This is a genomic window from Algoriphagus namhaensis (assembly GCF_042649705.1).
Classification (GTDB): Bacteria; Bacteroidota; Bacteroidia; order Cytophagales; family Cyclobacteriaceae; genus Algoriphagus; species Algoriphagus namhaensis.
Window position 1 is genome coordinate 1,139,792 of record NZ_JBHRZS010000007.1, and the last position, 15,034, is coordinate 1,154,825.

Consider the following 15,034-nt stretch of genomic DNA (forward strand, 5'->3'; position numbering starts at 1 on the left):
TTTTTGATATGTGATTTAATAAAGGTAATGCTTGTTAAATACTCAAATGTGGGTAGAAAGGTTCTGCTTGCTAAACATTAACCCAAGCTTGCTTTTTGTTGCTTTCAACAATTCGATCCCCGATGATCAATTCTCTCAAACCACTAGCAAAGGTAGGGAAGGGAGCATCTTCTGGCTGAGCGCCAGCTCTTACCGCTGCATACACTTCCTTAAAAAGTTGCTTGGAAGTATCAGGAAAACCTTCATTATGGCCTCCTGGGAAACTTACTAGTGCTGATGCTTCAGGATAAAACAATCCAGGATCTTTCATTAAAACTGCATTTGCAGAATCTCTTTTTCCAACCCAAAGTTCATTTGGTCTTTCGGTGTTGAATTCAAAATTCGACTTTGAGCCAGCAATTTCAATATTCAAACGATTTTTACGCCCTGCATTCACTTGACTTACCGTAATTGACCCGGTATTTCCATTGTCAAATTTCAAAAGAACTGTAGCATAATCTTCAGAATTTACTGGATACTCTTTGTAATCTGAAGGATCAAGAGCTTTACCTGAGAAAGTCTCGATAGCTTTGAGGGGCTTTAGACGTGTTTTGTGTACCGTAGAAAAATTGGCCATTACAGAGGTCACCTTAAGTCCGGTAACATACTCAGTCATATCGAGAAGGTGAGAACCTATATCCGCGATAGCCCGAGAGTCTCCAGATTGATCTGGCTCTAGCCGCCAATTGTAATCGGTCTTGTGAAATAGCCAATCTTGCAAATAGGATCCCATGACTGCATACACCTCTCCTAGATCGCCTTTCATTCTCATGGTGCGCATCTGGCGAACCATAGGGTAGTATCTGAGATTAAAATGCACGGCATTGACAAGGCCTTTTTCTTTTGCCAAATCTACCAACTCTTCCGCTTCAGCGGTAGTTACGGCAAGTGGTTTTTCGCAAATAACATGCTTTCCTGCTAAGAGGGCTGCTTTCGTTTGAGGAAAATGAAGGAAGTTTGGCGTACAGATATGCACCACGTCGATACTTTTATCTTCAAGCATCGCTTCAAAGGTATAAGCATTTGGAATTCCAAGCTCAGCTGCCTTTTGATCTGCTACTTCTTGATTTACTTCTACAAGCGCTGTGACAAGTACATTTGGTAATCTACGCAACGCTTCTAAGTGAGCTGGGCCGATAAAGCCTGTTCCTACAATCGCTGCATTAATGGTTTGAGCCATGATTTTTTAGGTTTAAGGTTAAAAATAGAAGGCTTAAAATAGCGAATTTGATTCAATATTTGGGTAAAAATTGCAAAGAGGTGATTCCCTTTAAGTTATTTTTGAACCCACCAAGTCTCATTTTCAATAAGACTTCCAAGTTCTATGAATTCACCTATTTTTGGTAAAGCAAGAGGCAACCCAAGTTCCTCCGCTTTTTTGCTTACTCTCTCCACTGGATCTGTCCAACTATGCATGGCCAGACTGAAAGCGCCCCAATGAATTGGCATTCCAAGCTTGGCTCGTACATCTATACCTGCCATGGCTGTTTCTTCAGGTGACATGTGGATTTCCTTCCAGTTTTCATTGTATTGGCCACATTCCAGCATTGCAAAATCAAAAGGTCCATACGTTTCACCGATTTCTTTAAAGTGTGGACCATATCCTCCATCACCTGAAAAATAGATGTTATCCTGAGTTCCCTGGATGATCCAAGATCCCCAAAGTGTAGAGAATCTATCTGTAGGGCCCCGTCCAGAAAAGTGTCGAGAAGGTGCAAAAACTAACTTCACAGAATCCAATTCTACTTCTTGCCACCATGCCATCTCTTGTATTTGCTTTGGATCTACACCCCAACGCTCAAAGTGGGCCCCAACACCCAAAGGCACATAAAATGCTTTGGTTTTATCCTTCAGTTTTTGAATGGAGCCGTAGTCTAAGTGATCATAATGATCATGAGAAATAATGATAAGATCAATCTGTGGAAGTTTTTCGATTTCAATGGGAAGCTCTTTGCTAAAACGTGGTTTACCAAGCATAGGATTGGGTGCAGGTACATTTCCAAGCATGGGGTCAATCAGTATATTCAATCCATCTATTTGTAGCAGAAAGGCAGAATGACCAAACCAAATCAGCCGGCTTCCAGCTTGAGTTTTGGTTAATTCTAGCGAATCCCTTTTTTCCACGGGGATCTCAAAGCTTGGTATCCTAGTAGGATCATTTGCAAAGAATTTCGGAATCATGGTGATGGTTTTCCCAATGCTCATACTCATTTCGGTTGGAATGAGATTGGTAAATTTTCCTTCTGAAAAATAGGGTAGCTGCTCGTATTCGACGATTTGCTCCTTACTCGGAGATCCTCCAAACTCTGGGCTAAGGGTAATAAAAAGAATTCCGATCAGAATTAGTATGAGGAAAAGCGCTAGTATTCCTGTTAGCATTTTCGCAAGTATTTTAAAGGCTTTGGAAATCATTCAGAAATTATGATTGCATTAGAATACTTGATAAACACACTTCGGGACAAATGGTGCAAAAAATTAAGCGAAAGTTTGCCAATCTTCTCCAATGAGCTGTAATTCAGTAATTTCCTCGTCAAAATGAAAAGAGATCTTCATTTTCTCTTTTTCTCGATCATCAATTCCTAAACAAAGATTGAAATAGGCTACATCAAATTCAACAGAGAAATAACCAGAATCCGGTGATTTGAAAACAGGGGAATTGATCAATCGAATATTTTCAGCTGTGGCACCTTTGCTTCGGACATAGTAAGACAGAAAAATCCCAAACTCTTGACTGTGGCTTTCTAAAAATGAAACCAGGCCTTCTAAGGAAAGCCTGGCGGTATTTTTGAATTTCCAATTTTCTTGCATGGATCAAAATCTCAAATTGATTATCCCGCCAAGATTACATCAGCTTGCTTCGCAATCGTAAACGGCTGATTGTAGTATCTCGTGCCCGTGGCTTTGTACAGGGCATTAGCCACAGCACCCATAACAGGAGGGAGGGAGGGCTCACCCAATCCTGTAGGATGAATACCATTGTCCACAAAGAAAACTTCGATTTCTGGCGCTTGTGGATTTCGAATCAAATCGTATTGATGAAAGTTTTCCTGCTCGGGTTTACCATCCTTGAAAGTCAACTGGCTATACATGGCATGTCCAATTCCATCAATAATTCCACCTTCAATTTGGTTTATTGCACCTTCTTTATTGATCACAATACCGCAGTCTGCAGCGCACCAAACCTTTTGAATGACTGGTTTTCCATCCTTTTGAACCACATCTACAATCTGGGCGACATAGGAATTATGACAGAAATATGCAGCTACTCCACGAGACACGCCTGGCATAGGTTGATCCCACTTTGCTTTTTCTCTGACCAACTTCAAAACTCCAGCGTACCGATCGGCTTCGTAGTCATTATTTTCTCCGACTGGATTATTTATCGCACGATCAAATAATTCCAATCTTAAATCTATTGGGTCTTTACCCGCCGCTTCTGCTATTTCATCTATAAATGATTGCTCAGCACCGGCGATAAAATTGGACCGAGGAGCTCTCCAAGCACCTGTAGAAATGTTACTTGGAACATTGACAGCGATACCCTGATAGTTATCTACCGTTCCTGCTGGGAATCTATTTGCAAAAAGTGGGCTTCCAGGAATTCCTGCTGCTTTGGCAGAAAAGGAAGTCAGATTATTGTTCTCATCAAGTGTAGCTGTGTATTTCACACGGTACGCAGGTCGATATGTCCCTTGGGTCATATCATCCTCACGCGTATACACTAGCTTAACAGGTTTTCCAGCTTTCTTTGAAATCAAGGCGGCTTCCAAACCGAAATTACCATAGAGTCTTCGGCCAAAACCACCTCCCATTCGAGTCATTTCTATTGTAACTTGCTCCTCGCTCATCCCCAAAGCTTCCATCACCGTACTTCTTAGAGATTCTGGTGTTTGAATAGGTCCAGCTAGCTCAGCTTTGTCTGCAGTGACATGAGCGAAAAAATTCATCGGCTCCATGGTGTTGTGTGCCAAGAAAGGTGCCGTATAAGTCTTTTCGATCACTTTTGCTGCTTTCCGGATCATTTCGTATGGATTACCATCCTTCCTCAAAACATTTCCTTCCTCGCGCTCAACGGCATTGTAAAGTCGATTGTAGTGATCCTCACTATTTTCTAAAGGACTAGTCGATTCCCATTCGGCGTTGATTGTTTTCTTTGCTTTCATGACCTGCCAAGTCGTAGCACCAGTCACCACAATGAGATCATTAAATGCGTTAACATCAGACCAATTGGGTTTTTCTAAAGCTGTGTTTACTACGAAAACATCTTCTATGCCCGGCATCCCTTTGGCTTCTTCAGCATCATATGATTTTAGCTTCATACCAAATGCTGGTGCATGAATTAGCATAGCAATCACTTGGCCTTCGCGCTGATAATCGATCCCAAAAAGTGGTTCTCCCTTGATAATTTTCGGACCATCCACATTTTTGACGGCAGTACCGATGAGCTTAAAGTCCTTTGGATCTTTTAAGGGTACTTCTTCTGGCATAGGCAAAGAAGCTGCGGCAACGGCCACTTCTCCAAACCCAATTTTTTTACCTGTTTTAAGGTTTACTAATTCGCCATTTTCAGTACCGACTTGGTCCAAATCAACTTTCCATTGTTCGGCGGCGGCTTGTCTGAGCATATGACGAGCTGTGGCACCGGCTTTTCGCAGACCTTCCCAGCTAGCTCGAATCGATTGACTTCCACCTGCAACCTGTCGGTCGTATTTGATGGTATTCAAATCTGCCTGCTCTACAATCACTTTTTTCCAATCCACATCGAGCTCTTCAGCCACGATCAATGGCATAGCTGTTTTGATATTTTGGCCGATTTCTGGATTTGGAGAAAAAATAGTAACCAGTCCGTTGTCAGCAACTTTGATATATGCATTGATGTCCGTCCAGGATTTTGGCACACTCATTTCCGGACTTGGAGTACATCCAGAAAGCCAGCTAAATCCTATCATCAGTCCAGTGCCTCCGGCAGCTGATACTTTTAGGAAATTTCTTCGGTTCATTTCTTTATTCAGTTTCATGATCGGACAGTTTATGATTTTTTAGCAGCTAAAAGTATGGCCTTATTTATTCTGGTGTAGGTACCACATCGGCAGATGTTTCCTTTCATAGCTTCAGAAACTTCTTCGGCTGTCGGATTCGGGTTTTTATCCAAAAAAGCAGCGGCATTCATTATTTGTCCCGCTTGACAATAGCCACATTGTGGGACATCCACCTCAATCCAAGCTTTTTGTAATGGATGGTCACCATTTTCTGAAAGCCCTTCAATCGAAGTGATATTCATATCCGCAACAGATGAAATAGGAGTGGAACAAGATCGAATAGCCGTTCCGTCCGCATGCACGGTGCAGGCTCCACATTGGGCGATGCCGCATCCATATTTTGTACCAAGTAAATTTAAGTGATCTCTTAAAACCCATAAAACAGGAGTGTCTGGATCCACATCGATTTGATGATTTTTGCCGTTTACTTTTAAGTTTATTGCCGCCATTTTTCTAAGATTATTATACCCTTAATATACTTATTCTAAAGTGAATATCTTTTCTAAATTAGCCTAAGTGCATTTATTTTATCCAAATGGCCGTGGACATTGTTAATTGGTCCCGGGTCATCATATTCTCTTTTGGTAGTATGACACCACAATTCTCTAAGTAAATCGAGTAATGAAATGAGATCATGCTGGATGTTCAAAGAGATTTATTGCGTATAATCGAAGGCTAATTTAATTCACATGACAAAGTTCACCCTCGTTCTTTTATGCATTTTCATCATCGGGATTAACCCTAGTAGGGCTCAATTGGATCGAGAACAGATTAGAATTGAATCGAGCAAGGAATTGCGGAGCTCATTACTTGAGTTTAGAAGCTTCTTAAGTATTCCCAACAACGGAAAGATCCCTGCTGATATTGATGCGAATGTGGTGTGGGTCCGTGAAGCACTAAAGAATCGCGGCTTCGAATCTAAAGTTTTGGTAGAAGGAGGAGTAAAACATGTTTACGCCTCCGGCAAAAAAGACTCGAAGAAAAAGACTATCCTCGTTTATTTTCAAGTAGACGGGCAGCCAGTAGACTCGTCTGAATGGAATCAAGAGAGCCCATATATCCCTGAATTAATGGAGAAAATAGATGGGAATTGGGAGATACTAAATTGGAATTTCATTGATGGAGATATAAATGAGGATTGGAGAATTTTTGCCCGATCTGCATCAGACTCCAAAGGTCCGACTATGACTTTTATGTCAGCTTTAGATATTCTAGCTTCCAAAGGAATGGAGCCATCTGTTAACCTGAAGCTTATCTTTGATTTTCAGGAGGAAATTAGTTCCCCTCAACTCGCGAAGCTGATCGAGAAGAATAAGGAATTGTTTGAGGCAGATGGTATTCTCATCATGGATGGAACCCGACATTTATCTAATCTTCCAACTTTGGCCTTTGGTGCCAGAGGAATATCAACAATCACGCTAAGGATTTTTGGAGCGGAGCGAGATCTACACAGTGGCCAATACGGCAATTTTGCTCCTAATCCAGTTTTTAAGGCTGCAAGTCTACTTACCGCAATGAAGGATGAAAGCGGTAGAGTCTTGATTCCTGGATTTTATGAGGGAGTTAATTTTACTGAGGAGGATAGACGAGTCATGGCGGCAGTTCCTGAGTCGAATGAAGAAATCGAAAAGGAATTGGGATTTGCCAAAATGGATCAAGTGGGTAATTCCTATCAAGAAGCTATGCAGTATCCTTCTTTGAACGTGAGAGGAATTCAAGCAGCTTGGGTGGGCGAGGAGGTTCGAACCATCATTCCATCGGAAGTGATCTTGGAAATAGATATGCGCACAGTGGCGGAAACTCCAAATGAAAGACAAGTCAAGCTGGTTCGTGAGTTTATAGAAGTGCAAGGATATCACTTGATAGAAGGGGAACCAACTGCTGAAGAGAGACAAACTTATCCTAAGCTCGCCTCTTTTGCCTATCGAATCGGTTCACAGCCATTTCGTGCTGACTTGAATTCAAATTTTTCAAATTGGCTAAGCCAAGGCATGAATGCAGCTTTTGGGGATAATTTTATTAAAATGAGATTGACAGGAGGGTCACAGCCTATGGCTCCTTTCATTAATGTGCTTGGAATTCCTGCCGTGTCTGTAAGAATCCCGAACCCTGATAACAACATCCATGCTCCAAACGAAAATATTAGACTTGGGAATTATTTGGAGGGTATTCAGACCTGTCTCGGACTTCTGACCCAGCCGTTTGAATGATAGACTTTGAAAATATCATAGCCACAGGGATAGTGGCGCTCACGCTGCTTTTTGTGATTAATATTAGCAAAGCAAAAAGTCGGATGGTGCAGGGTATTCTAGATTGGTTTCCAGCCATACTTTTCGCCTATGTCATTCCTGCCGGATTCACGCATGCCTTTGGTTGGGATCTTTCTGGGGTTTGGCTTCATAACTTAAGCAGAAACTGGATTATACCCGTGACTTTGCTGGCAGTGATGAGTGCGCTTCCTATTAAGCAATTAGCGCTTGTGGGAGCTAGACCTTTGATTCTTTTCTTTTTAGGTTCCGCCTTGATTGCTATACTTCCTATTGTTTTAGTCCTGAGTATTTCGGCCCTTGATTCTTCGACCAATGCACTTTTCATAGGAGATGCCTATTGGAAAGGTTTGGTACCCATTGTAGGGGGATGGATCGGAGGTAGTACTAGTCAATTGATCTTGAAAGAGTTGGCGAGCACGCCTGAGGCTTTGTTTTTGTCTGTACTGGTTCTCGATAATATTTTGGTGAATATCTGGACCATTCTCATGTTTCAATTCATCAAAAAGGCGGAGTTTTTAAACACCATTTTCAAAATTCAAGACCCAATTCCACAAGAACTTGCCAAGCAAGAAACCGGTACTGGGAGAAAAATTTTTCCTTGGGCAATCGTGATAATTTTTCTAGGGTTGGCAGCGACGGTGTTTCTTTTGAATCTATCCTTCCTAGGAATGGTCGTCGCTCTATCTTTGCTTGGGTTGGCTCTTGGGAATTTCATTCCCAATTGGAATGCAACTTTCGCTTTGAAATTGGGAGGTATTTGTATTGTATTAGTGATGGCAATTTTGGGCTTAAAGCTAGATTTCTCTAACCTGAGTTTGCCTTGGGAATTTGTGCGGTTGGTTTTGATTTGGCTTGTTCTACATTTTTTGGGAATGCTTTTGGTAGCAAAACTTCTTCGGCTCAACTTAGTTTGGGTACCAATTGCCTCCATGGCTAATCTAGGAGGTATATCCACAGCGCCTGCCGTGACTGCTGCTTATCGAAAAGATTTGATGCCGCACGCGGTGCTTTTGGCCATTCTCAGTATGGTGACAGGTACCGCTTGGGGCTTGCTCACTATTTTCTTATTTCAATCTCTTTAAAGTCAAAAAACAGATGAAGTTTCCGAGCCTCGCTCAATTAAAAAAAGAACTTAAACTTCTAGATGAATCAGAGCTTCAGGACTTGCTTGTCGACCTGAGTAAATTTAGCAGAGACAATAAAGCCTATCTGTTTTTTAAGCTTAATGAGCGCGAACAGCCCAATTTATATGTGGAGATGGTTCAGGAAGAATTGGAAAATGAATTTAGTAATGCCCGGTCTGATCATTACTACTATGCTAAAAAATCCGCCCAAAAGATCCGGCGCAAAATGAATAAGCTTCTCAAACTAACGAAGGACAAATCACAGCAAGTGGAAATCATTTTATATTTCTGCGAAAGATTGAAGGAGGAGGGATTCTTAAATCACCATAGTACGGTGATGGATAATTTATATCAAATACAGCTCAATAAGGCCAAAAAACTCGTTTCTAGCCTTCATGAAGACCTTCAGTATGATCTGGAAATGCGATTTAATGAATTAGAATAATTTTATTTGAAAATTAAGTTTTTCCGCGAAAGTTTGTATCTTCCTAAGAATCAATTTTTTACTTAACACACTTTTTATGGAAACTTATCAAAAAGAAGGAATTACTGTAATTAGAACCTTAGAGCTGAAAGAGCAGGATGTGGTAATTACCTATGAAATTAACGCAAGTGCACTTTGGAATGCAACAGACCTTGGAAAATCAGAAATAGAGGCTTTTTACAATATTATCAATTCCACGCATACATGGGGAAGCGGCAAAGATTTCGAAACTGATGCCTGGGTGGGCAGTTTTGTCACTTGGAAACTGGTAGTGGTAGGTAATGACGGGTACGATTATGCATTGGAAATTGATGAGATAGAATTTAAGGAGGGAGAGTCGCCATTTCGTCGGCATACTATTAGAGGCAAAAGTAGGTCAAGGCTTAGAAAAAAGGTGAGGAATCATAATCCAAGTGTGCCGGACCCTGAATATTCTTTGTCCTTTTTCTTAATTCAGGAGAGAACTGGTGATACAGTTGGGGGCAAGAAGCGATTCACCATAGATCCTAAGATTCGATTAAGAAATATCCATATTTAATCCAGTTAAACAGAAATTTAATTTTATTTCATGCTTTAAATATTTTTTTCATATTCTTACAAACAAATCATACAAACAACTTCACTATGCAAAAGAACAATTTTTTCTTCGCCTTTTTGATCATCTCTTTTTTCTGGTCAAATGCTGTTTTAAGTCAGAATGCTCGAGATATTCATATAAAGTTTAGCGTAAATGCTGAAGTTATTTTCAATGGAGGCAATGTTGGAGATAATTCAGTTCTAACGGATGATAATAATGGAACAAGTCAAAATGGGAGACCCTCTGACTTTGAGTCTGAAGCATATCCCTCTAAATTCGTTCATTGGGAAATAGCGGATTTGAGTGCTAATGAACAAGACTATCAGCTAAAGTTTTTAGACTTTCCTTGGTCGGGAAGTATTGCCGCATTTGCCCAGAATCCAATCCCGGGAGGTGGAAAAAAAGCCAAAGCTAAAATAGAGGATAATTCACCAGAGGGTGTCCTGAAATATACGATTCGTTTTACGATCAGATCAAAAATTACAGGTGAAACACGCACATTTGAACTTGATCCGAAGATCAGGGTAATTGGTAGGCAATAGCCAATTTTTCTTCAGATTCAATCAAAAGAATTTTGATTCTTTTTTCAACAAACCTCAACTCTAAATTTTTATATCATGAAAGATACCATAATCACCTTGTATGTGGATACTTGTAAAATCTGGCAGTATTCAAATAAGAAAAAAGACAAGGAGAAAGTACTTGGATGTGTGTTGATTTGTGACAATCATTATGACCCACCAGGAACGGTTGATTTCACAAGTAATATTTCCTCCAACTCCAAACTAGCATGGGTAGGTGCGGTGATAAATATTCTAAGTAATCCGGAGGATTTTGTGATCATCGACGAGATCAAACCTAAAAAAGGTAAAGACTCATTTATCAAAATTCTTGATGGTGATGCTGGAGCCGGTACAACTCACAAAGATGGCTTCGTTGGAGATCCTGGAGACTGTGACCCAGAGGAATATAAAATCAAATTTTCTGTCTACTCGGGCGGAAAACGCAAAAAATATTCAATCGATCCAAAAATAAGATTAATCAAAACGACCTAACTAGGTAATAGTTGAACTTGAAAAATCTAATTTTCCTTGCCTTATACTTTTCTTTAGCAAATCTTGCTCTTAGTCAGTCTATAGATGAATCTAGTCAGATTCGATCTAAGGCAGATAGTGTAAAGGAGCTTTTCTATGCCAGTGGTGAGGAAAATCTAGAGTATTTGGCTGACCTAATGGAATATGAGGCCAACCCTGATAGCCTGCTGAAGTATGGGGAAATCTACCTTACCAAAGCTGAAAAAGATTCCTCAGATAGTTATATTTCAAGTGCTTATTTAATGCTTGGATATGGCTACAAATTCAAAGGGGACTTATCCAAAGCCCTAGAGTCATTTTTTGAATCTTTGAAATACGCCGAAAAAACTGGGTCAATAGAGGCTCAAGGTAGATCGATCCTCACGATAGCTGACACTTATTCAGCCAGTGAAAACAGTCAAAATGCCACAATCTATTATAGAAAAAGCATTGAAATGTTAGAGCAGGAAGGAGATTCTATATCGCTTGGTTCAGCTATCTTTAATGCAGGGGATGAGTATTTAAAAATGGAAAAGCTAGACTCAGCCCTGCTTTTCATTGAGCGAGCTCAACAAATTTTTCAAGGGGTAAATTTTGAAGTTGGTGAGGCCTATTGTCTTGGTAATCTCGGGATGATTTTCGCAGAATATGGAGACAAAATAACTGCTGAAAGCCGGATCAATCAGGCCATCGAAATTCTAGAAAAGTACGAGGACTATTATCCCGTCTCAGTCTATTTGAATTATATGTCCAATATTTATCTTGAGCAAAATGACATAGAATCTGCTTTAACATATGCCCAAAGAAGTCTAGATCTTGCAGGTAAATACGGGTTAAAAGATCAAATGAGTGAGGCTAATTTATTATTGTCAGCGATCTATGAAGACTTAAATAATTCCTCCAAAGCCCTCGAATACTATAAAAAGCACATTCAATATCGTGACAGCGTAAATAATATCCAGGCTGTTCAGGAAATGGCCAACCTCCGAACAGATTACGAGGTTTCTCAAAAGCAAGCCGAAGTAGATCTTCTGGAAAGTGCTGCTACCATAGCTACACTTAGGGCAAAGCGTCAAACCTTGCTATTGTATGGAGTTTTGGTAATGCTCTTGCTGGTTGCCTTACTTGCAATTGGAACATTTAGACGCTTTAAGTTTGAAAAAGAAACCAAGAAAATAATAGAGGAAGAGAAGAATCGCTCAGAGGAACTTTTGCTCAATATCCTGCCAGAAGAAATTGCTGATGAGCTGAAGATTTTTGGAAAAGTAAAAGCACATCGTTTTAATTCAGCTACAGTTCTTTTTACTGATTTCAAGAGCTTTTCAACAATGGCAGAACAAATCTCCCCGGAACAACTGGTTGAAAGCATTGATTACTATTTCAAGGAGTTTGATGTGATTACAGACAAATATGGACTGGAAAAGATCAAAACCATAGGTGATTCATATATGTGTGCAGGTGGACTTCCTACGGAAACAGCAAGACATGCCTTTGATGTGGTAAATGCTGGTCGTGAGATGATGGAGTTCACTAAAAAGCCCAAACCAGAAGGGATTGTACAATTTGAAATGCGGATAGGTATTCATACAGGTCCGATCGTTGCCGGTATTGTAGGAGTGAAGAAGTGGCAGTACGATATTTGGGGTGATACCGTAAATATCGCTTCACGAATGGAGAGCAACTCCGAAGAGGGCAGAATCAATATCTCTGGTACCACCTATGAGATTATTAAAGAGGAATTTGAATGCGAATACAGAGGTAGTATCGATATCAAGAATCGAGGTATCTGGGAAATGTATTATTTGAAATCCTGAATTAAAAGGGTCTCAATAGGGAATAGCTCTAAATTTTCAACCTTCAAACTTCAGTCAATTTTTCAACTTTTTCACTTCATCCTTCTGCCTCTCCTAGGCATTTCTCATCTGGCCCCTCAAATTCCATTGTGATATGATTTATGAATTCATGAGCCAGTATTTTCCTGAACTTTGACTTAAGTAGGGCTTGACTATCAAGAGAATAGTTTTGATTGAGCTTAACATGGATGGTTAGGACATTATAAGCTCCATCCATAGACCAGATATGGCAATCATGTATCTCCTTCACTTCGGGAAAAGCTTCTAACTTGGCATGAATCTCCTTTATATTCACATCCTCAGGAATACCTTGAAGTAATACCAAAAGACTCTTTCGGAGATTCTTTACCACATTCCAAAGTACCCAAAGGGATATCAAAACTGAGAGCAATGGATCGATAATAGGAACATCAAAAAATTGCATCACAATAGCCCCAAATAATACGGCTACCCAACCTAATACATCTTCTAGGAGGTGGAGAGAAACCACTTTTTCATTGAGGGTTTCTCCTTTTCTCACTTTAAAAACTGCTGCTCCGTTCACGATCACACCAAGTATCGCGAGATACATCATTCCCTTGGCATCAGTGTGGCTTGGATTGAAAAGCTCTGGTATAGCATGAGTTAAAATAAGGATAGAGCCAACGATCAAAACTATGGTGTTGATTAGGGCTCCTAGGAGTGAGAAACGTCTATATCCATAAGAAAAAGTGTCTGTTCTCCCTTTTTTAGAAAGCTTCTGAAAGTACCAAGAAAGCCCGAGGCTTAGACTATCACCTAAATCATGAACCGCATCAGAAAGGATCGCTAGACTATTGGTATAGAGTCCGCCAATGATCTCAATGATGGTAAATGCTAAATTGAGAAAGAAGGCAGCCTTAATATTCCCCTCGGCGTGATGATGATGTCCATGATCGTGATGATGCCCCATAGGGTGAATGTAAAGAAAAGTGCCGAAAAATTATAGTTGCAAAAGATCGAGTGTACTCAAGAATCGAAAGGCCTTGAGAAGGCTAAATTTTCTTGATAAAAGTGGGAAAGGAGCGATGTAAACGAAGAATTGGGCATGTTTGGCTTAGTATGAAATTGATTTCCTATTGTTCCTTCATCTAGCTTAAGATAGTTCCCAAAGTTTAATACATTGGGAACTTCCTTTGTTGATCAACAAATCTTCCTTAATCACCCTCACTTAAGGAAAAACTACCGTCGCCCTTGAAATCATTAAGGTTAATGGTAACTGACCAGGTTCCTGCTACACCGAGGGAAGTTACTCCAGAAAAACTATCTGGTTCCATATCTCCGTCAAGTGCTCTATCCAGAACAATGGTCCCAACCGCATCTCTCACTATCATTTGAAATCTACCATTAGCAGATGCTGTAATGTCTGCATTATATTCGGCCGTAGGTAATCGGTTTTTGTATTCAAAAGTTTGAGTTGTACTTCCTCCATTTCCTATAAAATCACCACCAATGTCGCCGATAGGCCCTTCATTAATGAGGACATTTGCGAATAAGTTATTATCATCAAAACTGTCGCATCCAGAAATTAATGTCAAAAGAAAAAAGAATATCAACAAAAGGAGCGATTGATTTTTCATGGCGTTTAAAGTTTTACTCTTAATGAAATGGTAATGTATTGTTTTAGAAAAAGTCAACAAACCCCCTGCCAATATTTGAAATATATCTACAAAAAATCTCTTTATTAGTCCAAATAGTGTCGATCTAAAACTGCTTTGAAGGCTCGAAATTAACAAGTCAGAGTTGAAGGATTTTTGTGAAGAACAATCGGAATTCTGTAGGGTAGGGACAAAAGGGAAGGATCAACCTTCGTATCTATTTCTACTTATCCAGCTCCTCTCTTAACCGGGGCAATATATACTCCAAATGCGCTTCACAATTAATCATTGAAATTTTGACCGCAGTGGAGACAAAATATATTTTGCGGCATTCTTTGCTCAGTAACTCGTACTGATTTATGAAATCTTCGGAATGAATTTCTGGAGTGCCATTAATAAACCAATGAGCAATATCTCCAAAAAAATTTCTTACCAATTCTTCCTGCGCTGCACGTTCTAGGGAATTATCCAGGTCTTTGTACTCCCAATATTGCACTTCGTAAAGATCGATAATATCCTTCTGAAGCTCTATGGATTGGATTAGATCGATTTCTCGATTTTGGACGATTTTGTTATAGACTGACAAGTTTGGGACGAAAGAGTTGCTTGTATTTCCCACTTTTTGGAGCAAATCAAAAAACTCTTCATCGCTAATTTTGGCTTTTACTTCTTCCAGAGAATGGGTTATAAACAATTCTTGTCCAATGATGGCACTATCGATTTTTCTTCGTTTGAGCCTTACGTCTTCCAAATCGATTTCAAGGCTCTCAATTAGTGTTTTGTATAGTTCCTTCTCAGCATTTCTATCCTTTCGCTGATCATTCCAAGTATTTAGCGATAGTGCGATTAATATCCCAAGCACCACCAGCACAATTTCACCAACTGCATAAAGTAGATATTTACCGAATTTGCTTTCGGTAAGAAGTCCTTGTCTGATTTTTCTAAAAAATTTGATCATC

15 protein-coding genes are annotated in these 15,034 nt (G+C 39.9%); 7 read left to right on the top strand and 8 right to left on the bottom strand.

The genetic code is table 11. The features are described 5' to 3' along the window. Positions 1–70 precede the first annotated feature (70 nt). From ACFOSV_RS13275 to ACFOSV_RS13295, 5 genes are all read right to left on the bottom strand, one after another. Positions 71–1,219 (bottom strand): Gfo/Idh/MocA family protein, encoded by a 1,149-nt coding sequence (locus ACFOSV_RS13275; RefSeq protein WP_377906501.1) that lies wholly within the window; start codon positions 1,217–1,219, stop codon positions 71–73. 95 nt (positions 1,220–1,314) lie between these two features. Continuing rightward, on the bottom strand, positions 1,315–2,418 hold the full coding sequence (locus ACFOSV_RS13280; protein ID WP_377906502.1) for an MBL fold metallo-hydrolase: 1,104 nt from the start codon (positions 2,416–2,418) through the stop codon (positions 1,315–1,317). 96 nt (positions 2,419–2,514) lie between these two features. Next, positions 2,515–2,847, bottom strand: a complete 333-nt coding sequence (locus ACFOSV_RS13285) for a hypothetical protein (protein ID WP_377906503.1) — start codon at positions 2,845–2,847, stop codon at positions 2,515–2,517. Between the two features lie 20 nt (positions 2,848–2,867). Continuing rightward, the gene (locus ACFOSV_RS13290; protein ID WP_377906504.1) at positions 2,868–5,057 is read right to left on the bottom strand and encodes a xanthine dehydrogenase family protein molybdopterin-binding subunit; all 2,190 of its coding nucleotides are present in this window, start codon (positions 5,055–5,057) and stop codon (positions 2,868–2,870) included. Positions 5,058–5,068: 11 nt separating this feature from the next. Then, positions 5,069–5,527: a (2Fe-2S)-binding protein gene (locus tag ACFOSV_RS13295; RefSeq protein ID WP_377906505.1), complete on the bottom strand. Its 459-nt coding sequence runs from the start codon at positions 5,525–5,527 to the stop codon at positions 5,069–5,071. Between the two features lie 240 nt (positions 5,528–5,767). Here ACFOSV_RS13295 and ACFOSV_RS13300 point away from each other — a divergent pair, with 240 nt between their 5' ends. The 7 genes from ACFOSV_RS13300 to ACFOSV_RS13330 all read left to right on the top strand — a co-directional run bounded on the left by ACFOSV_RS13300 (position 5,768) and on the right by ACFOSV_RS13330 (position 12,420). Beyond that, the gene (locus tag ACFOSV_RS13300) at positions 5,768–7,288 is read left to right on the top strand and encodes a M20/M25/M40 family metallo-hydrolase (RefSeq protein WP_377906506.1); all 1,521 of its coding nucleotides are present in this window, start codon (positions 5,768–5,770) and stop codon (positions 7,286–7,288) included. Next, positions 7,285–8,430, top strand: a complete 1,146-nt coding sequence (locus ACFOSV_RS13305) for a DUF819 family protein (RefSeq protein WP_377906507.1) — start codon at positions 7,285–7,287, stop codon at positions 8,428–8,430. Before ACFOSV_RS13300 ends, ACFOSV_RS13305 begins: the two co-directional genes overlap by 4 nt. Before the next feature lie 13 nt (positions 8,431–8,443). Then, positions 8,444–8,917 carry a hypothetical protein gene (locus tag ACFOSV_RS13310; RefSeq protein WP_377906508.1) on the top strand — a complete coding sequence of 158 codons (474 nt, stop codon included), beginning with the start codon at positions 8,444–8,446 and terminating at the stop codon, positions 8,915–8,917. Positions 8,918–8,993: 76 nt separating this feature from the next. Next, entirely contained in the window at positions 8,994–9,494 is a 501-nt protein-coding gene (locus ACFOSV_RS13315) for a hypothetical protein (protein WP_377906509.1), read from the top strand. 86 nt (positions 9,495–9,580) lie between these two features. Next, a complete protein-coding gene (locus ACFOSV_RS13320) occupies positions 9,581–10,075 on the top strand; it encodes a hypothetical protein (RefSeq protein ID WP_377906510.1) in 495 nt (164 codons plus the stop codon). A 75-nt stretch (positions 10,076–10,150) separates the two neighbouring features. Further along, positions 10,151–10,588, top strand: a complete 438-nt coding sequence (locus ACFOSV_RS13325) for a hypothetical protein (RefSeq protein WP_377906511.1) — start codon at positions 10,151–10,153, stop codon at positions 10,586–10,588. Positions 10,589–10,605: 17 nt separating this feature from the next. Continuing rightward, positions 10,606–12,420 carry an adenylate/guanylate cyclase domain-containing protein gene (locus tag ACFOSV_RS13330; RefSeq protein WP_377906512.1) on the top strand — a complete coding sequence of 605 codons (1,815 nt, stop codon included), beginning with the start codon at positions 10,606–10,608 and terminating at the stop codon, positions 12,418–12,420. Positions 12,421–12,496: 76 nt separating this feature from the next. On the opposite strand, the gene ACFOSV_RS13335 is transcribed toward ACFOSV_RS13330, so the two are convergent. The 3 genes from ACFOSV_RS13335 to ACFOSV_RS13345 form a co-directional block, all read right to left on the bottom strand. Continuing rightward, positions 12,497–13,390 carry a cation diffusion facilitator family transporter gene (locus ACFOSV_RS13335; protein ID WP_377906513.1) on the bottom strand — a complete coding sequence of 298 codons (894 nt, stop codon included), beginning with the start codon at positions 13,388–13,390 and terminating at the stop codon, positions 12,497–12,499. Positions 13,391–13,634: 244 nt separating this feature from the next. Beyond that, on the bottom strand, positions 13,635–14,057 hold the full coding sequence (locus tag ACFOSV_RS13340; protein ID WP_377906514.1) for a hypothetical protein: 423 nt from the start codon (positions 14,055–14,057) through the stop codon (positions 13,635–13,637). Between the two features lie 241 nt (positions 14,058–14,298). Further along, the gene (locus ACFOSV_RS13345) at positions 14,299–15,033 is read right to left on the bottom strand and encodes a DUF6090 family protein (RefSeq protein WP_377906515.1); all 735 of its coding nucleotides are present in this window, start codon (positions 15,031–15,033) and stop codon (positions 14,299–14,301) included. Position 15,034: the final 1 nt, after the last annotated feature.

Bases quoted from the DNA above. Each gene is read 5' to 3' on its own strand.
- ACFOSV_RS13315 (WP_377906509.1), top strand. From the start codon at position 8,994: ATGGAAACTTATCAAAAAGAAGGAATTACTGTAATTAGAACCTTAGAG.
- ACFOSV_RS13310 (WP_377906508.1), top strand. From the start codon at position 8,444: ATGAAGTTTCCGAGCCTCGCTCAATTAAAAAAAGAACTTAAACTTCTA.
- ACFOSV_RS13345 (WP_377906515.1), bottom strand. From the start codon at position 15,033: ATGATCAAATTTTTTAGAAAAATCAGACAAGGACTTCTTACCGAAAGC.
- ACFOSV_RS13320 (WP_377906510.1), top strand. From the start codon at position 9,581: ATGCAAAAGAACAATTTTTTCTTCGCCTTTTTGATCATCTCTTTTTTC.
- ACFOSV_RS13290 (WP_377906504.1), bottom strand. From the start codon at position 5,057: ATGAAACTGAATAAAGAAATGAACCGAAGAAATTTCCTAAAAGTATCA.
- ACFOSV_RS13285 (WP_377906503.1), bottom strand. From the start codon at position 2,847: ATGCAAGAAAATTGGAAATTCAAAAATACCGCCAGGCTTTCCTTAGAA.
- ACFOSV_RS13275 (WP_377906501.1), bottom strand. From the start codon at position 1,219: ATGGCTCAAACCATTAATGCAGCGATTGTAGGAACAGGCTTTATCGGC.
- ACFOSV_RS13295 (WP_377906505.1), bottom strand. From the start codon at position 5,527: ATGGCGGCAATAAACTTAAAAGTAAACGGCAAAAATCATCAAATCGAT.
- ACFOSV_RS13335 (WP_377906513.1), bottom strand. From the start codon at position 13,390: ATGGGGCATCATCACGATCATGGACATCATCATCACGCCGAGGGGAAT.
- ACFOSV_RS13280 (WP_377906502.1), bottom strand. From the start codon at position 2,418: ATGCTAACAGGAATACTAGCGCTTTTCCTCATACTAATTCTGATCGGA.
- ACFOSV_RS13340 (WP_377906514.1), bottom strand. From the start codon at position 14,057: ATGAAAAATCAATCGCTCCTTTTGTTGATATTCTTTTTTCTTTTGACA.
- ACFOSV_RS13305 (WP_377906507.1), top strand. From the start codon at position 7,285: ATGATAGACTTTGAAAATATCATAGCCACAGGGATAGTGGCGCTCACG.
- ACFOSV_RS13325 (WP_377906511.1), top strand. From the start codon at position 10,151: ATGAAAGATACCATAATCACCTTGTATGTGGATACTTGTAAAATCTGG.
- ACFOSV_RS13300 (WP_377906506.1), top strand. From the start codon at position 5,768: ATGACAAAGTTCACCCTCGTTCTTTTATGCATTTTCATCATCGGGATT.